Origin of the sequence: Paucisalibacillus algeriensis, from assembly GCF_000577245.1 — a bacterium.
Lineage (GTDB): Bacteria > Bacillota > Bacilli > Bacillales > Amphibacillaceae > Ornithinibacillus.
On sequence record NZ_CBYO010000007.1, the window covers coordinates 302757 to 322299 of the forward strand.

14 protein-coding genes are annotated in these 19543 nt (G+C 39.6%); 1 reads left to right on the forward strand and 13 read right to left on the reverse strand.

Translation table 11 applies throughout. The annotated features are described in order from the left end of the window. Nucleotides 1–479 precede the first annotated feature (479 nt). The 10 genes from icmF to TY11_RS06055 all read right to left on the reverse strand — a co-directional run bounded on the left by icmF (nt 480) and on the right by TY11_RS06055 (nt 14554). Nucleotides 480–3725 (reverse strand): fused isobutyryl-CoA mutase/GTPase IcmF, encoded by a 3246-nt coding sequence (icmF, locus tag TY11_RS06010; RefSeq protein WP_042143924.1) that lies wholly within the window; start codon nt 3723–3725, stop codon nt 480–482. 118 nt (nt 3726–3843) lie between these two features. Beyond that, entirely contained in the window at nt 3844–4467 is a 624-nt protein-coding gene (locus tag TY11_RS06015; RefSeq protein WP_042143927.1) for a TetR/AcrR family transcriptional regulator, read from the reverse strand. Nucleotides 4468–4471: 4 nt separating this feature from the next. Then, a complete protein-coding gene (gene meaB / locus TY11_RS06020; RefSeq protein ID WP_042143929.1) occupies nt 4472–5404 on the reverse strand; it encodes a methylmalonyl Co-A mutase-associated GTPase MeaB in 933 nt (310 codons plus the stop codon). 14 nt (nt 5405–5418) lie between these two features. Continuing rightward, the gene (locus tag TY11_RS06025) at nt 5419–6558 is read right to left on the reverse strand and encodes an acyl-CoA dehydrogenase (protein WP_042143932.1); all 1140 of its coding nucleotides are present in this window, start codon (nt 6556–6558) and stop codon (nt 5419–5421) included. A 12-nt stretch (nt 6559–6570) separates the two neighbouring features. After that, nucleotides 6571–7707, reverse strand: a complete 1137-nt coding sequence (locus TY11_RS06030) for an acyl-CoA dehydrogenase (RefSeq protein ID WP_042143933.1) — start codon at nt 7705–7707, stop codon at nt 6571–6573. Between the two features lie 42 nt (nt 7708–7749). Continuing rightward, the gene (locus TY11_RS06035; protein WP_042143936.1) at nt 7750–8595 is read right to left on the reverse strand and encodes a 3-hydroxybutyryl-CoA dehydrogenase; all 846 of its coding nucleotides are present in this window, start codon (nt 8593–8595) and stop codon (nt 7750–7752) included. Between the two features lie 180 nt (nt 8596–8775). Then, nucleotides 8776–9963 (reverse strand): acetyl-CoA C-acetyltransferase, encoded by a 1188-nt coding sequence (locus tag TY11_RS06040; protein ID WP_042143938.1) that lies wholly within the window; start codon nt 9961–9963, stop codon nt 8776–8778. Nucleotides 9964–10093: 130 nt separating this feature from the next. After that, on the reverse strand, nt 10094–12199 hold the full coding sequence (locus TY11_RS06045) for a (Fe-S)-binding protein (RefSeq protein WP_042143940.1): 2106 nt from the start codon (nt 12197–12199) through the stop codon (nt 10094–10096). Nucleotides 12200–12455: 256 nt separating this feature from the next. Further along, on the reverse strand, nt 12456–14126 hold the full coding sequence (argS, locus tag TY11_RS06050) for an arginine--tRNA ligase (RefSeq protein ID WP_042143942.1): 1671 nt from the start codon (nt 14124–14126) through the stop codon (nt 12456–12458). Next, entirely contained in the window at nt 14123–14554 is a 432-nt protein-coding gene (locus TY11_RS06055) for a YwiB family protein (RefSeq protein WP_042143944.1), read from the reverse strand. The genes argS and TY11_RS06055 overlap by 4 nt, the downstream gene beginning before the upstream one ends. A 154-nt stretch (nt 14555–14708) precedes the next feature. On the opposite strand from TY11_RS06055, the gene TY11_RS06060 reads away from it, so the two are divergent. Then, a complete protein-coding gene (locus TY11_RS06060; protein WP_052345761.1) occupies nt 14709–16751 on the forward strand; it encodes a transglycosylase domain-containing protein in 2043 nt (680 codons plus the stop codon). 336 nt (nt 16752–17087) lie between these two features. On the opposite strand, the gene TY11_RS06065 is transcribed toward TY11_RS06060, so the two are convergent. The 3 genes from TY11_RS06065 to TY11_RS06075 all read right to left on the reverse strand — a co-directional run bounded on the left by TY11_RS06065 (nt 17088) and on the right by TY11_RS06075 (nt 19473). After that, nucleotides 17088–17588: a YwhD family protein gene (locus TY11_RS06065; RefSeq protein ID WP_042143948.1), complete on the reverse strand. Its 501-nt coding sequence runs from the start codon at nt 17586–17588 to the stop codon at nt 17088–17090. A 73-nt stretch (nt 17589–17661) separates the two neighbouring features. Further along, the gene (locus TY11_RS06070; protein ID WP_042143951.1) at nt 17662–18165 is read right to left on the reverse strand and encodes a YwgA family protein; all 504 of its coding nucleotides are present in this window, start codon (nt 18163–18165) and stop codon (nt 17662–17664) included. A gap of 6 nt (nt 18166–18171) precedes the next feature. Continuing rightward, nucleotides 18172–19473, reverse strand: coding sequence for an HD domain-containing protein (locus TY11_RS06075; RefSeq protein ID WP_042143953.1), 1302 nt, complete (start codon nt 19471–19473; stop codon nt 18172–18174). Between the last annotated feature and the right edge of the window lie 70 nt (nt 19474–19543).

The following is a 19543-nucleotide window of genomic DNA, read 5'->3' on the forward strand; positions in this document are numbered from 1 at the left end:
AGTATAACTTTGTATGTGTTGTTTTTAAAGCTATGATACATTATAAACAAAATATGATGTAATTATCAAATTTATTTTCTTTGTTTTATATAAATGCTAAAAAGATATAACTTTCGACATTTATTATGGTGTAGATATCAAGCCCGCGGCCCGAATACACTTCGCTTTTACTTCCAGCACAGGGGCGACATCTGCTCGAAAAAACCATCGCAGTGTCTACCTTGCCATGGGCGGCTGATGAGCCTCGGGCCAATAGGATGTTGGTCACAAAGGCGTTGCCTCAGGATGAGGCGATCTTAGTCTTTGAACCCCTAATTCCTGCTGCAGGGTCTCACCGATGCCTATCCTCCCATAGAAGTCTTGGTGTATTCGGGCCGCTAAGTGCAACTATTGTTGTTTGGCTTTCTTTTAATTCTGGTAATCCATAATAATCCAAAAAGAATTTCTATCAATTTTGCAATATGCAAAACTTACTATCATCACATATTCCTTCTATACTGTCCTCCGACTTCGTATAGGGCGGTTGTGATTTGGCCTAGGCTAGCTACTTTGACGGTTTCCATTAGTTCTTCGAAGACGTTTCCCCCGGATGCTGCTACTTCTTTTAGGCGTTTTAGGGCTGGACCTACATGATCTTGGTGTTTTTCTTGGAATTTCTTTAGTTCTTGGATTTGATGTTCCTTTTCTTCGGTTGTTGCTCGGGCTAGCTCCATGGAATCAATTTCCTCTTCTGATGGTGGGTTAGGATTCAGGTACGTGTTTACCCCAATAATTGGCAGTTCGCCTGAATGTTTTTTCCCTTCATAATAGAGGGATTCCTCTTGAATTTTACCTCGTTGGTATTGGCGCTCCATCGCACCTAGTACACCACCACGATCATTAATGCGTTCAAACTCCTGTAATACCGCTTCTTCTACAAGGTCTGTAAGCTCATCAACGACGAAGGATCCTTGCAGGGAGTTCTCATTTTTCGTTAAGCCAAATTCACGGTTGATAATCATTTGAATTGCCATTGCGCGTCTTACGGATTCTTCTGTTGGTGTTGTAATAGCCTCATCATATGCATTTGTATGGAGTGAGTTTGTGTTATCTTGAATCGCAATTAATGCTTGTAATGTTGTACGAATATCATTAAAATCAATTTCCTGTGCATGTAAGGAACGACCAGAAGTTTGAATATGGTACTTCAATTTTTGGCTTCGCTCATTGGCACCATATTTATCACGCATTGTTATTGCCCAAATACGACGTGCTACCCGACCTATGACGGTATATTCAGGGTCCAGTCCATTGGAAAAGAAGAATGATAAATTCGGTGCGAATTTATTAATATCCATGCCACGACTTAGATAATACTCTACATAGGTAAAGCCATTTGCAAGCGTAAATGCAAGTTGTGTAATTGGATTTGCTCCTGCTTCTGCAATATGATAACCAGAAATGGATACCGAGTAATAGTTTCGTACATTTTTATTGATAAAGTATTCTTGGATGTCACCCATCATTCGCAGCGCAAATTCAGTTGAGAAGATACAAGTATTTTGTCCCTGATCTTCTTTTAAAATATCTGCTTGAACAGTTCCTCGGACTACAGCGAGTGTATCTGCTTTAATTTTTTCATACTCTTCATTAGTTGGCTTACGACCATTTTCTTGAGTAAACTTTTCTACTTGCTGATCGACTGCCGTATTAAAGTACATAGCCAAAATAATTGGCGCTGGTCCATTAATTGTCATGGAAACAGATGTTAATGGGTTGATTAAGTCAAAGCCTTTATATAGCTTTTTCATATCATCAAGTGTACAAACGTTAACACCACTCTCGCCAACTTTTCCGTAAATATCTGGTCGGTATGCCGGATCTTCTCCATACAATGTAACGGAGTCAAAGGCTGTCGATAGACGTTTAGCCTCATCATTTTTTGATAAATAATGGAAACGACGATTTGTTCTTTCTGGTGTTCCTTCTCCTGCAAATTGACGTGTTGGGTCTTCTCCCTTCCGTTTGAACGGAAATACTCCAGCTGTGAATGGAAATGCTCCCGGAACATTTTCCTTTAACTGCCAAAGAAGTCTTTCTCCCCAGTCCATGTATTTTGGAAATGCAACCTTAGGTATCTTTAAGCCAGCAAGGGATTCCGTTGTCAACTCCATGTTAATTTCTTTGTCTCGGACCTTAAACGTCATCGTATCGCCTGTATAGCTTTCTTTTGTCGTATCCCATGATTCTAATAATTTCTTAGCATTTGGATGAAGTTTTGCTTCGTAGGTTGTATAGGTTGATCTCAATGAATCCTTCACCATATCATCTTCAACCAGTTTAAGCGCTCCTTGTAATTGATACATTTTCCTAGCGATTTCACTTTGTTCTGTTGCGTTCTTGTGATAGTTTCGAACATGGCTTGCAATCTCACGTAAGTAGTGACGGCGTTCATTAGTGATAATCAGGTTTTGCTTTTCAGAAATCGTAAAACGGTCAAATTCCACTTTTTCTTCCCAGCCATACTTCTCATTTAACTTATCAACGATTGCGGCAAATAAAGCATTCGTACCTGTATCATTAAATTGACTTGCTATTGTCCCAAACACAGGGAAGGTCTTCTTATCTTGATGGAACAACATATGACTACGCTCGTATTGTTTCCTCACTTGGTTCAGTGCATCCTCAGAGCCTTTTTGCTCAAATTTGTTAATGACAATAAAGTCGGCAAAATCAATCATATCAATCTTCTCAAGCTGTGTTGGTGCACCAAATTCTGATGTCATCACATACATAGAAAGGTCCGTTATGTCCGTAATAGCTGCATCTCCTTGCCCAATTCCACTTGTTTCGACCACAATAAAATCAAACCCGGAAGCACGAACCACCTGAATGACATCCTGTATTGCCTTTGATAATTCACTTCTTGAATCTCTCGTAGCAAGTGACCGCATGTAAACACGATTGGTGAAGATAGCATTCATACGGATTCTATCTCCAAGAAGAGCACCGCCTGTCTTCCGCTTCGTAGGGTCAATTGAGATTATCGCTACTTTTTTTTCCTGTATTTCATTCATGAATCGACGAATTAGTTCATCGGTTAATGAACTTTTTCCTGCACCGCCAGTACCTGTAATCCCAAGAACTGGAGTTTTGGTATCAGCTATTTTACTAACTGCTTCTAATACCTTCTGTTTCTCTTCTACCTCAATTTCTTCATTTTCCACATAGGTAATCATTCTTGCGATTGCTTGGCGGTCGCCTGCTTGCAGTTTTTCCAATTGCTTTTCCAAATCAAATGGTGGTAGAAAATCACATTCTTCTAACATGAAATTGATCATACCTTGTAGGCCATGTTCACGACCATCATCCGGGGAGAAAATACGTGTAACACCATATTGGTGCAATTCTTTAATTTCACGTGGGATGATAACGCCGCCACCACCACCAAATACTTTAATATGTTCTGCGTTAAGTTCTTTTAAAAGGTCAATCATGTATTTAAAATATTCCACATGCCCACCTTGGTAAGAGGAAATTGCAATCCCTTGTACATCCTCTTGTATGGCCGCATGGACTACTTCTTCAACAGATCGATTGTGACCAAGGTGGATTACTTCTGCTCCACTTGCTTGTAAGATTCGGCGCATGATATTGATGGAAGCGTCATGGCCATCAAAAAGACTTGATGCGGTAACAAAGCGAACTGGATGCTTTGTTTTATATGATGTGACTTGTTGTACCATTTATTAAAACCTCCAATTTATTGGGTTTATATCAAACTTTGCTTGTTAATCGTGGTTCGCAGCATAAATCAATGTTATATTCTTTCTAAAAAGTACTCTCCTTTTTAAAACAAAGCATTTATGTTGAGCGTTTAATTCCCAATGCTGAAAAGGCAAATTGTAGTTGTTTTTCGATATATTCATCCAGGGTAAATTCTTTTTGTAGCATCCATCTTCTAAAGCCCCACATGTGACCTTGGATCATGATGTTATTGGCTAGTAGTGTGATGTCTTGCTTTGGTAGGGCGTTTGGAAGTGAGGCTGTGATTGCTTTTTCTAGCATGGTTGCCATTTCTCTTTCTTTTTGGAGAATGGCACGTCTTGTTTCTTTACTTAGGGATTTAACTTCTTGATATAAGATCAAAATTTCTTCCTGCATCTCATCCATTAAACGGAAGAAGGATGTAATCACATTTCCTAAGTTTTCTGTTGAAGCTTGATTCCGCTCAACCACTACCTCAAGACGCTTCTTCACTTCTCCATGGATGGAATCACAGACTAGATATAATACATCTTCTTTGGTACGGATGTATTCATAAAGGGTCCCAATACTGAACCCTGATTCCTTGGCAATTTCCCTTGTCGTTGTTCGATGAAATCCTTTTTCTTTAAACAATGTTAAGGCACCTTTGATCATTTGGTCTCGCCTTTTCTTAATTAACTCTTCATCTTTAACAGAAGATAGAACCTTATTCTCCTTCACCCTTCTATCTCCCTTCCCTTTTCCATTTCTCATACCAATCACTTGCCTGTTTATACGGATCTATGTTTTCTTGATCGGCTGTAAAATCCGGTTGAGCCTGAATAAACTGATTGACATCACGCCAAATTTCTTCACGGATTAATTCGAGTACTTCGAGCTTTTCCCGCATGTTACGGCGCTTTTTTCCTTCTGTTGTACTGTACAAGTAATGATGATGTTCATTGATTTTCTGCCAAAGTTCATCGATTCCTTTGTTTTCCGTTGTGATGGTTTTCACGATGGCTGTTTCATGCTGGTCCGTTTTAGTAATGTGCACGAGTTCCCTTAACATGGCTCTTAATTTTCCAACACCGTGTAAGTCAGCTTTATTGATAACATACAAATCAGCAATCTCCATAATTCCTGCTTTAAAAATTTGCAGCACATCACCACTGTTTGGTGTCAATACAACTGTTGTTGTGTCCACAATTTTCATGATATCTAGTTCAGATTGTCCGACCCCGACTGTTTCGACAATAATGACATCAAAACCAAACGCATCACAAATTCGAACTGCGTCTTTTGTTGCCCGGGCAAGACCGCCTAGACTACCACGGGTTGCCATACTACGGATAAAAACGCCGTCATCGGTAAAATGCTCATTCATTCGAATGCGGTCCCCAAGAAGTGCCCCTCCACTAAATGGACTGGTAGGGTCAACGGCAATAACTGCTACCGTCTTCCCCTCCGTCCGGATATGGGATATCAACCGGTTTACAAGCGAACTTTTCCCGGCACCAGGAGATCCAGTTAGTCCGATAAACATGCCATTCTTTTTGATGGAATAGACATCCTGCATGATTTGTAATTTGTCTTCATGGTCATTTTCTACAAGCGTAATTGCCCTTGCTAAGGCACGTACATCCTTATTGGCAATCCGCTCCACTAACTGGTGCATCCTGTACATCCTTTCTATTTCGTTACCATTCTACCGATAACAAGACGTTGTACTTCTTGTGTTCCTTCATAGATTTGAGTAATTTTTGCATCACGCATATAACGTTCTACTGGGTAATCCTTTGTATATCCATACCCACCGAAAATTTGAACCGCTTCTACAGTAGATTTCATCGCAACGTCTCCAGCGAATAGCTTCGACATAGCAGATGCCTTTCCATAAGGAAGTCCTTCTGATTCTAGCCATGCTGCTTGATACGTTAAGAGACGGGCTGCTTCTATTTCTGTTGCCATATCTGCTAGTTTGAAAGATATTCCTTGGTTATGTGCAATAGGCTTACCGAACTGTTCACGCTCCCGCGCATAGTTGGTTGCTGCATCTAATGCACCTTGTGCAATACCAACTGCTTGTGCCGCAATACCATTACGTCCACCATCAAGTGTCGTCATGGCAACCTTGAATCCTTCTCCTTCTGCCCCTAGTAGATTTTCCTTTGGCACACGGCAATTTTCAAAGATAAGTTCTGTAGTAGGAGATGAACGAATTCCTAGCTTTTTCTCTTTCTTTCCAAAAGTGAATCCTTCTGTTCCTTTTTCTACGATGAATGCACTAATCCCTTTATGACGTGCCTCTACATCTGTTTTTGCAAATACTACATAAATATCCGCTACTCCACCATTGGTAATCCAAACTTTACTACCATTCAGTACATAGTGTTCACCATCTAATTTAGCTGTTGTTTTCATGGAAGCAACATCACTTCCAGCACCTGGTTCCGATAGGGCATAAGCTCCTAAGGCTTCTCCTGTTGCTAGACGTGTTAAAAAGTTCTTCTTTTGTTCTTCATTTCCATATTTATAAATTGGCCAGCTAGCTAGGGAAAGGTGAGCTGAAAGGGTTACCCCTGTTGAAGCACACACACGAGATAATTCTTCTACAGCGATCACATAACTTACATAATCGGCACCAATTCCACCATATTCTTCTGGCCAAGGAATCCCGGTTAAGCCTAATTCTGCCATTTTATCGAAAATTTCACGGTCAAAGCGTTCTTCCTCATCACGCTCTGCAGCGGTTGGTTCTACTTCTTTTCTGGCAAAATCCTGGACCATCTTACGTAACATTTCCTGTTCTTCTGTTAATTGAAAGTTCATGTTCCTTGCCTCCTAGTTTCTGATTAAGTTATTGGAAATAACGATATGCTGAATTTCATTTGTGCCTTCGTAAATTTGGGTGATTTTTGCATCCCGGAATAGTCGTTCCACTGGATACTCCTCTGTGTAGCCGTAGCCTCCAAAAATCTGGACTGCTTCTATTGCCACATTCATAGCAGTGTTAGAGGCATACATTTTCGCCATTGATGCTTCCTTAACACATGGGATTTCTTGCTCAATAAGGGATGCAGCTTGGTAGACTAATAGTTTCGCTGCCTCCACTTGTGTAGCCATATCTGCTAGTTTGAAAGAAATACCTTGGTTGTGTGCTATTGGCTTTCCGAACTGCTCACGGACACGCGCATATTTAGTCGCATGTTCTAGTGCTGCTTCCGCTATCCCAAGAGCTTGTGCTGCAATTCCAACTCTTCCTTTATTTAGGTTTGCCATCGCAATCTTGAAACCATCGCCAACATTACCAAGTAATTGCTCTTTCGGTACCCGGCATCCTTCAAAGGTTAGCTGAACTGTACTAGACCCATGTAAGCCCATCTTCTTTTCCTGTTTCCCAATAATGAAACCTTCTGTATCCTTTTCTACGATAAAAGCAGAGATTCCGTCTGGTCCAGGGGAAGTTCTCGCAAATGTAATATATAAATCAGCTGCCCCACCATTTGTAATAAACACTTTCGATCCATTCAGAACATAATGATTTTCATCGAGCTTGGCAGTTGTTTTTAAATTTTTCGCATCAGATCCTGCTTGCGGCTCAGTTAATGCAAACGCACCAAGGTATTCACCCGTGGCCAGCTTCGGTACGTACTTCTCTTTTTGTTCCTCGGTACCAAAAAATAGAATTGGATTTGTACCTACAGATGTATGAACCGATAAAATAACCCCTAGTGTAGCACTTACTTTCGCTAGCTCATGAATCGCAATAATATAAGACGTGTAGTCCATCCCTGCCCCTTGGTACTTTTCGGGGATTGGGATTCCCATGATCCCCAATTCTCCCATTTTCTTAATAAGTTCCATTGGAAACCTTTCATCCTGCTCCATTCTTTCTATCTCCGGAAGTACTTCTTTCTGGGCAAAGTCTTGAACCATCTTGCGCATCATCTGTTGTTCATCAGTAAAGTGAAAATGCATGGTTCTCGCCCCCTTTCTAATGTTGTTAAATATTATGTAAAACTAATCGTACCGGTAAAATCCTCGTCCTGTTTTCTTCCCTAACCATCCTGCTTTCACATATTTCCGTAATAATGGACATGGCCGGTACTTACTATCACCAAATCCTTCATGTAAGACCTCCATGATATATAGACATGTATCAAGTCCGATAAAATCAGCTAACTGTAATGGTCCCATTGGGTGATTCATCCCAAGTTTCATCACGGTATCAATATCCTCTACCGATGCCACGCCTTCATACAATGTGTAGATAGCTTCGTTGATCATTGGCATTAAAATACGGTTTGATACAAAGCCTGGAAAATCATTCACTTCAACTGGTGTCTTGCTTAGTTTATGGGTCATATCCTCAATAGCTTGGTAAGTCTCATTACTAGTTTGTAGACCGCGAATAATTTCAACTAGTTTCATAACTGGCACTGGATTCATAAAATGCATCCCAATCACTTGCTCCGGTCTACTGGTAGCGCTTGCAATTTCCGTAATAGGAAGTGATGATGTATTGGATGCAAGAATCGTGTGTGCTGGTGCAATTTCATCCAATTGTTTAAATACACTTGTTTTGACATCCATGTTTTCAACAACCGCTTCAATAACTAAATCACAGTTTTTTGCATCTTGAAAGCTAGATGATGGAGTTAGTCTAGTTAATGTGTCTACTTTTTCTTTGTCCGTGATGCGGCCTTTATCAACCGCACGGGCTAATAGCTTTTCAATATTTTTCATGCCCTTTTCTAGAGCCGCTTCGTTCATATCATTTAAATAAACATTGAATCCTGATTGCGCACAGACTTGGGCAATTCCTGCCCCCATTTGTCCAGCACCGATTACCATTACTGTTTTCATTTGTTGCACCTCCTGTATATTAAAGGAATGAGGTTTGTATGAGAGGGAGGTTGATGTGCATGTTTTCTGAGCATGTGACCGTTAGAGCGGGGCATGCGCCCTCCTGACCCCCGGACACTCCCAGTCCCCTACATCTATCAAACTCCCAAACTATTCCTCATCCCAAATCCAACAAATTTATTACTCCCCTGGTACCTCAATTAATATCGCATCGCCTTGGCCGCCACCGCTACAAATTGCAGCAATTCCTAATCCGCCTCCACGGCGCTTTAGTTCGTGGATCAGTGTTAAGATGATACGGGATCCACTAGCTCCAATTGGGTGTCCAAGGGCCACTGCTCCACCGTTTACATTTACCTTTTCCGGGTCTAGACCAGCAATGACGCCGCTTGCTAGTGATACCGCGGCAAATGCTTCATTAATTTCATATAAAGCAATATCGTCTTTTGTGTAGCCTGTTTTTTCAAGTAATGCATTAATTACAATTCCCGGTGTTTGTGGGAAGTTCTTTGCTTCGACAGCTACTTCGGCATGACCTAGAATGGTTGCCAAAGGCTTTTTGCCAAGGGTTTCGGCTTTTTCTTCTGACATCAACACAAATGCTGCTGCACCATCATTGATGCCAGGAGCATTACCGGCAGTGATAGTTCCGTCTTTATCGAATGCAGGTCTTAGTTTTCCTAAAACTTCTAAGCTAGTATCTTTTCTTGGTGCTTCATCTTTTTCTACTAATACTGTGTCACCTTTACGCCCGATGATTTCAACTGGTACGATCTCATCGTCAAACTTTCCATCTTCCATTGCTTTCACTGCACGCATATGACTGCGGTATGCCCATTCATCCTGTGCTTCGCGAGTTAAATTAAACTCTTCCGCTGTTGAGTTACCGTACGTTCCCATGTGTACTCCAGTGAAGGAACAGGTTAGCCCGTCGTGAATCATCATGTCAACCACACGTTTATCACCCATACGGTTACCCCAGCGTGCGTCTGGTAAAATATATGGTGCATTACTCATACTTTCCATGCCACCCGCAACGACTACCTCTTCTTCACCGAGACGAATTAACATGTCTGCTAATGTGACACTACGTAGGCCAGAAGCACAAACCTTGTTGATTGTTTCTGTTTTAACGGCCCATGGAAGACCTGCCGCGCGGGATGCTTGGCGTGATGGAAGCTGTCCTTGACCACCTTGTAGAACATTCCCCATGATTACTTCGCCAACTTCTGTACCTTCTACCCCCGCTCTTTCTAAAGCAGCTTTTATTGCTTTTCCACCTAATTCAGATGCAGTTAGTGGTTTTAAGGCACTGCCAAATTTTCCAAATGGAGTTCTTGCTCCTGCTACAATGACTGATTTTTTCATCTTAACATTCCTCCTACTTTTATTTTTTCTATGTTGTCATTCCTTATGTCATAATGATTGAACGCTCGCTCAGTATCAATTCTGTAAATAAGAGGGGTAGTCAAATACGTTTACCCCTCTATCCCTGAACTTATGCGGTCTTTACTTCCTCTTCCACTAAGACAGATATTGCTAGAATTTCTGCAACATCCATTGTGCTTATGTCTTCTTCTACTTCTTTCGCTTTTGTTCCATCACTTAGCATCGTTAAGCAGTATGGACATGCACTCGAAATCATGGTTGGTTGAACGGCTAACGCTTGCTCTGTTCTCGCTACATTAATGCGGTTTCCAGTTGTTTCTTCTGTCCACATTAGACCACCGCCAGCTCCACAGCACATCGCATTTTCACGGCTACGATCCATTTCCACAAGTTCTAGACCTGGAATTGCAGAAAGAATCTCACGTGGCGGATCATAGACGCCATTATATCTTCCTAAGTAACAGGAATCATGGTAGGTTAATCGTTCATTAATTGCTTTGGTTGGTTTTAATTTACCGTCCATAACTAAATCATAAAGCATTTGTGTATGATGGTAAACCTCCGCCTCATACCCAAAGTCAGGATATTCATTCTTAAAAATATTGTATGCGTGTGGATCAATCGTTACTATTTTTTTCACTTCATTTTTCTCAAATTCTTTAATGTTTTTCTCTGCGATTTCTTGGAATAAAAATTCATTTCCGATACGTCTTGCTGTATCACCTGAGTTCATTTCTTTGTTTCCTAGAATTGCAAAGCTGATGCCAGCTTGGTTCATTAATTTAGCAAACGCAATAGCGATCTTTTGGCTACGTGCATCAAATGAACCCATCGAGCTAACCCAGAATAAGTATTCGAAGTCTTTTCCTTCTTTTTTCAATTCTTTAACAGTAGGAATATATGCTGTTTCATCTGTTTCGCGCCATTTAATACGGTCTTTCTTCGATAATCCCCAAGGGTTACCTTGACGTTCTATATTCATTACCGCACGTTGAACATCAGCATCCATTTTTCCTTCTGTCATTACTAAGTAACGCCTTAAGTCAATAATCTTATCCACGTGCTCATTCATAACTGGACATGCATCTTCACAGTTACGGCAAGTTGTACATGCATTGATTTCTTCTTCTGTTATCACATCACCAATTAGACTAATCGTCTCCATTGTTGCTGCCGCTTCACTTTTTGCAGTTTTGGCTAATTGGTTTCCTTGAGTACCGGCAAATGCATAGGAAGGAACCCACGGTGATTTCCCAGTAACTGCTGCACCTTTTTCGGTTAAGTGATCACGAATCTTGACCATTAAATCCATTGGTGACAGCATTTTCCCTGTGCCTGCAGCAGGACAAACATCTGTACAACGTCCACATTCTACACAGGCATAAAAGTCGATCATTTGAATTTGTTCAAAGTCCTCTACTTTTCCAACACCAAAGGATACTTCTTCTTCACTTTCTTCATCGATATCAAAATCTAGCTTATTCAGTTTACCAGGAACACGCTTACTTAGGAATACGTTGATCGGTGCTGCAATTAAGTGTGCGTGCTTGGATTGTGGAACGTAAACTAAGAACGTAAGTAATGTTAGGTTATGAATCCACCAGCTTACAAAGAATATAACCATTGCCGCTGAAGGTGATAAGAAACCAAAGACGGTGGCTATTAAACTAGCAACTGGCTCTGTCCATGTTGCAGAATGTCCATGCCAAATTTGCGCCATACCGTTTCCAAGTAATACGGAAACCATTAATGTTCCAATGAATATTAATACTAATCCAGCTTTAAAACCACGCTTTAAACGGACTAGTTTTTCAATATAACGGCGGTAAAATGCCCAAATAACTGCTACTAAAATAGTTAATGTCACGATTTCCTGGAAAAATGTAAATCCTGGATATAAAAATCCAAATGGCAAATGATTCCCAGGTGAAATGCCTTTTACGATAAAATCAATTGCACCAAATTGTACAAGGATGAATCCATAGAACATCATAACGTGAATTATACCGGACTTTTTATCCTTTAATAATTTTGATTGTCCAAATACAATCTTGATAATTCGGTTTACTCGCTCTTTAATTTCCCCATCAAACTCCGATTTTTTACCAAGTCTAATGTAGGCTACCCTTGTTGCAATTACTCTACCAAACAAGTAAAATGCATAGATTGTGACGGCGATAAATAATAGCGTGTTGATTAATAAGAATACTTCCATCAGCTGCCCCTCCTACTGAAGTTCTTTTTCCTAATGTATTAATTTTCTTGCAAAGAATAACCAACTACATTAAAATGATAGCGATTGCAATTATTTGAAAATAAAAAAGAATGTTTCACCTCTACTATAAATTATGAATGACTATTCAGTCAACCTGTTTTTTATGGATATGCTCTACTACTTGGATATATGTTGAAAGCATTAAAAAAACCCAGGAAAAATCCCAGGTTTCTAACTTTCATATTAAGTATCACTTTTACATTTTCTCTGGAGCATTCACTCCAATTAACTTCAACGCATTCGCAATTGTTGTTCTAACTGCCTTCATTAACGCAATTCTCGCATTTGTTAACTCAAGATTATCTGTATCCAATACTTTCTCTGCATTATAGAAACTGTGTAGTAAGGATGCTAAATCAAAGACATATTGTGTAATTTTCTGTGGTGCATGTTTATCAGCTGCATCCACAATTACTTGTGGGTATTCTCCCATTTTCTTTAGTAAATCAAGCTCTTTTTCAGAAGTTAATAAAGATGAATCAAACGTTTGTTTGAACTCTATACCCTTTGCCTCTGCTTGTTTTAGCATGGTGCAAATTCGTGCGTGGGCATATTGCACATAGTACACCGGGTTGTCATTTGACTGTGATCGTGCAAGCTCTACATCAAAATCAAGCTGGGAATCATTAGATCGAGCTACGAAGAAATATCGAACAGCATCGATTCCTACCTCATCCATTAGTTCTCTAAGTGATACTGCATTACCAGTACGCTTACTCATACGAAGCTTTTCTCCACCATCAAAAAGATTTACCATTTGAATGATTTTCACATCAAGTTTATCCGCTTCATAGCCAAGTGCTTGAATTGCAGCTTTCATTCTTGGAATGTATCCATGGTGGTCGGCACCCCATACATTAATCAGCTTATCAAATCCACGATTTAATTTGTTTTGATGGTATGCAATGTCTGGTGTTAAATACGTGTATGCCCCATCATTTTTTACTAGAACACGATCCTTATCATCACCGAAGTCCGTTGAACGGAACCATGTTGCACCGTCCTGTTCATATATATATCCGCCTTCTTCTAACTTGTTCAATACATCTTTGATTTCATCGTTCTTGTATAGACTTCTTTCTGAGAACCAGTTATTAAAATGAACGCCAAAATCATTCAGGTCTTTCTTAATCTTTCCTAATGTATACTCTAGGCCATATTCTTTAAAAAATGCTAGACGCTCTTCTTCAGACTTATTTGCGTAGGCTTTTCCATGTTCCTCCGCTAATTCTTTTCCAATTGCTACAATATCTTGGCCATGGTAACCATCTTCAGGCATATCCGCTTCTTGCCCTAATGCTTGTAGGTACCGTGCATTCACAGATAATGCAAGATTATCAATTTGGTTTCCAGCATCATTGATATAGTATTCACGCTCTACTTCAAACCCCGCAGCATCTAACACACTGCATAGCACATCCCCAAATGCAGCCCCACGAGCATGCCCAAGATGTAGGTTTCCAGTTGGGTTTACGGAAACGAACTCCACTTGGACTTTCCTTCCTTTGCCGTATTCGGTTCTTCCGTATGCAACGCCAGCCTCTAATATCGTAGGGATTAAATCGGTCAAAAAGTCGTTTCTCATGAAAAAGTTAATGAAGCCGGGACCTGCAATGTCAACTTTTTCTACAGAAGCCTTTGATGTATCTAAATTAGCTACGATATCTTCTGCAATTTGTCTAGGTGCTTTCTTTGCGATTCGTGCTAATTGCATCGCTATATTTGTCGCAAAATCACCATGTGACTTATCCTTTGGTTTTTCTAAAATGATATCTGGTAGTTCCGTTTCTGTTGCAAGTTCCGCTTTTAAAACCGCGGCACTAATCTGTTCTTTTAAATTGGTTTCTGTTTGTGCTAAGACGTTCATTCTGCTTCCTCCTTTTTAAGTGTAAGTGTTAGTTTATGTTTACGTTCATCTTGTCCGTTCAATTTTACCGTGTATTCGATATTAAGCTGACCCTCGTGTTGACTATCTAGTGCTTGATAATTAATGGAATTTGTATATGTTTCCATATGTAAGTTGCCATGCGGATGTGTATAGACATTCTCCGTCACTTTTTCCATACGAAATTGCTGATTCATAGAGACGGCTCCTGACCGTTTTATATTTACCTTTTCTGGATGTATGGTAATGAAGCTTTTAATACTATAATTATCCTCTGTCTTCTCTTCAAAGGTAATAACATCCATATTATTTTTTCGATAAAACTTTCCAATCTGCTTACTTGTATTAGTTTCTTTTTGACCATTGTCTTCAATAACCGTTTGCAAATGTATTAAGACTTGTTTTTCCAAAATTGCACGCCCCTACTTCTTGCTCGTATTTATCTATTATAGCGACAACTGAAGACCCATTTCAATATATATAATTAGAAGTTTATTTCCCTGAATATTCACCCATAATGATAATAATTGACAGATTACGACAAAACCAGATGGAGTCTTGAATATGGAGAAAAGTTTCCTGCGTAAAAAGATAAACCGCATTCTATTAAAAACAATACTTGGCATCTCCCTAACAGCGGTATCTTCTATTTTACTGATATACCTTGTAGCTCTTTTACTTGGACCACCCAACTTAATGAATGAACAAAATACGATTTATTATAGCATAGAAGAAGAGGTGATTGGAGAAGAACAAGGTGTAGAAAATCGTTATTGGGTTGGTCTGGAGAAAATGTCACCTCATGTTATTAATGCAACATTGATGATTGAGGATCAACGATTTTTTCAGCATAATGGCTTTGATTTCAAACGCATTATCGGGGCTATTATGAAGGATATTAAAACAATGTCCTTAAAAGAAGGAGCAAGTACCCTTACCCAGCAGTATGCCCGAAACCTTTTTCTTTCCCACGAAAAAACATGGGCAAGAAAACTGAAAGAAGCATTTTACGCTATTCGTCTTGAAATGTATTACTCGAAGGAAGAAATTTTAGAAGGATATCTTAACACGGTCTATTATGGACACGGAGCATACGGAATTGAAGCTGCCAGTATTCATTTTTTCAATAAGTCGGCCAATGAACTGACAATTTCTGAAGCTGCAATGCTTGCTGGAATTCCAAAAGGTCCAACCTACTACTCTCCTTTAAATGATTTGGAACGGGCAACAGACCGACAAAAGCAAATCCTTTCTGTAATGAACGAAGAAAATGCCATTTCTGATGAAGATTATTATTTAGCCAGTCGTGAAAACCTGGTATATGCCGATCCAAAGGAAAGAAAGAAACTAACTGTTGGCCCTTACTTTCAAGATACAGTTTTAACAGAAGCAGCCAATCGGTTAGAGCTTGATCAAGAATTAGTACGGTCAGGTGGGTATCAAATTTATACCACATTGGATATAGACATGCAGAAGAAGCTAGAAGAAAGTGTAGCTAAAACAATTGCTGAAACAAGTGAGATGGAAGTGGGTGCTGTTGCAATCGACCCAGAAAACGGTGCAATTCGTGGATTAGTTGGTGGACGTGACTATCGGTCCAGTCCATATAATCGAGCAATCCAAGCAAAACGAATGCCTGGTTCTACATTCAAGCCATTCTTATACTATGCAGCATTAGAAAATGGCTATACGGCTACTACCATGCTAACAAGTAAACCTACTACATTTGAAATCGAGGATGGAAATGTCTATCAACCGAGTAATTTTAATGGATATTATGCCAATGAGCCCATTACCTTAGCCCAAGCTCTGGCGTTATCCGATAATATTTACGCCGTTAAAACAAATATGTATTTAGGTGTAGAAACCTTGATTGATTCCGCTAAACAATTTGGGATATCAAGCGATCTGCCATCAGTACCTTCTCTTGCCCTTGGAACGGCAACCGTAACTGTCGAGGAAATGGTCTCCGGATATGGGATGCTAGCTAATGGCGGTAAAAAGATTGATGGACATACAATAAAAAAAATTGTTGACCGGGAAGGAAAGACTGTGTATGAGCGCGATGATTCTAAAAAGGAACAAACACTTGATCCACAAAACGCCTTTATCTTAACCCAGCTTTTGACAGGAACATTTGACGAGTCATTAAACGGATATATGTCCGTCACAGGAATTTCACTATCAGACCAATTATCTCGTACATACGCTGGCAAAACTGGCTCAACTGATTCGGATAGCTGGATGATAGGCTTTAGCCCTACACTTGTGGCCGGAGTTTGGACTGGGTATGATGACAACCGGACCATCACCAAAATGCCCGAACGATCCTATTCCAAGGATATATGGGCAGATTTTATGGAAAGTGCCCACGAGGGTAAGCCTCAGGAAAACTTTGAAGCACCTGCTGGTCTAGTTGCTGTTCCAATCGACCCGGAAACTGGTTTACGTGCAACACCACACTGTCCGGTTAGTACCGTAATGTTTTTTGAAAAAGGTACTGAGCCTGATTTCCATTGTTCCGAGCACTTTTATGGTGAATTAGAGCATGATTATGAGGAAGAAAAAGGATTGTTTCAGCGGTGGTTTGAGGTGTTTTTTGAGTGATTAGGGTTGGGTAGGCACATGCTCCATATTATCGAGGCATACGATCCCTCACCCTAGCACAACATCCCCACCAATACACGTACAAAAAAGAAGCCGACGTACTGCAAGTGTCCAGCTTGCAAGTCGTCGGCTTCTTTTTTGTCCTAGTAATACATGAGTAAGCCCATGTACTAATTAGTTTACAAATTTCTGGAGTAAAGTACAACATTTTAGTTAAAGTTTCATTTTTCAGACACAATTTATTCACTTTTATCTATTTCCACCTGTCTTTTACTCACTAGTAATTTTAAACAAAAAAGACTAGCAACCAATTTCTAGCTGCTAGTCTTCTGAGGATTATGCTAAACTATTTTTTAATTCATCTGTAGAGTTTTCCCAGAATTCTGGTTTAAACTCTTTTAAGAAATCTCGTAATAAATGTCTGGAATGTTCATCCATATGTTCGACGATGATATGACCCTTGAGTGATTTCTCCATATGTTTCACATGCTCGGCCATCGATTTATAAGCAATTTTATTGGGACGATCCACTTGGATTTCGCATCCAGTAACCCCGGCATAATAAGGGCCATTTTCATTGCGATCCACGTTTACCCATACAATCCAGTATAGTAATCCATTTGGTACCTTGGATTTATCTGATTGCCATTTAACACGGCGTTCTACATCACTTCGGGCATGCATAGCACCCATATCCACATAGGCTTTGTCTTCATTTGGATCTACAATGACAGAAGACATGTTTTCTAAGCTGATTGCTCCTACACCGTACCCGCCATGTCCATCATTGGAGTCATCCTTTATTATTGTAAATTGGTTCTTTTTCTCTTCACTCATCGGTCAACCTCCTATACAACCTCATTACCACATATTGTAGCATAGCCTGCCAACCAATTTCACCTTTCGAAACCTAGTGCAACTTCAAAGCTAGCTCATCGATCAACTTCCAAGCCTCGACCAATTCTTCTTCACTGTATTTTTGCTTCGGTTTCACATCATGTACTTTTGCCTCAACTTCATCTTTTGATAAGTCTTTGAAATAGAGCATAGTTGAGACAAGTTCAAGAAAACGCGAGCTTTTTCCTTGTAGAAGCTCAATACTTCCCGAGCAGTTCGGCATATGAACGGAAAATTGATTTAAAAATTGTGTACCGTCATTAGTTAATGAATAATGATATTGAAAATAATTGCTCTTGACTTCTTTTTCTTCATTGATAAAACCTAGGTTGCACAATTCCTCAATACGTAATGTAAGTTCTTCTGAATATGGTCCATAGAAGTGAAACTGAAATTTCTCCTCAAATGGGATACCAAATGATTGTAAAATATATACCATTTTTTGCAGTTTTTTTCTCCCAGTAACCTGCTTTGCTTCAGAAAAAAACCGCATGAGCTTTGCATGATTTTCAAGCATTTATGATTACAACTCCTTGCGATATAGAATTTCTGTAATTTCTTGGATAATTTTTTCATCTTCTATTGCATATAAAAAGTCTTTCGGGAAATACAATTTATGATCTGTTCGTTTCTTACCTGAAATAGATTCCACAATATCCGAATGTCTCGAAAGCTCTTTCAATGCGCCATTCGGCATTAATAAGTGTATTGGAAGTCTTTCTTCTTCCTCACCTGGACGGTAAAAGTCATATGGTAAATCAGAGGATGAATCGACCACTAGATAATATTCTGGATCAATACCTGCTTGTTTGAAAAGTTGAATCAGTCTCATCAGATCATTAATTTGCTTATTAGGATTAAACTCGACATATTTAAACAATCGTCGATTCATGAATCGTTCACACAGGTCGCTTAAAACCTTATCATCTTCCTCCTGCCATAGTTGGAAGTAGTAATGAACAATTGATTCATCAAGCTTTAAATACTCATCTAGGGACACCTTTCCTAAGAAAAAGGACAGAAAATGTGTTGGCTGTAGTTTGAAATTATAGTCCATTTCATATAAGTGTTTAGCACGGTGAAGTATTTTCGTCAAAATAACTTCTGCACTTCTGGTTACTGGGTGGAAATATACTTGCCAGTACATTTGATAACGGCTCATAATATAATCTTCTACGGCATGCATACCGGAAGATTTAATAACGACCTGGTCCTCTATTGGGCGCATAACACGTAATATCCGTTCCATATCAAAGTGGCCATAGCTTACCCCTGTGAAATAAGCATCACGTTGCAAATAATCCATACGGTCCGCATCAATCTGACTAGAGATTAAGCTAACAACAAGCTTATTCGAATGTGTTTTTGCAATAACATCCGCCACTTCCTGCGCAAATCCAGGGGTTACACGTTCTAGAATTTGATGGACAACAGTATCACCTAAAATAATTGCTTGTGTATAATACTCATGATCAAGTTTGAATACTTTTTCAAAGGAATGTGAGAATGGACCATGTCCTAAATCGTGGAGTAATGCCGCACACATACAGAGTAAACGTTGGTCGTTATTCCAATGGGCTCTCCCTTGGAAATTATCGATAATTCGACGCACTATTTCATAAACCCCTAAGGAATGATTAAATCTACTATGCTCAGCCCCATGGAACGTGATATTTGTCGTTCCAAGTTGTTTAATTCTACGGAGACGTTGGAATTCCGGTGTTGCAATTAGATCCCATATAACACGGTCACGTACATGTACATACCGGTGAACAGGGTCCTTAAATACCTTTTCCTCATTCAGTTGTTCATCTTTATAGGCCACACTATTTCAACTCGTTTCTATCGGTCGATTTTGTTATTATAATTATATAATAGTTAGTCAGGGGAAAAAA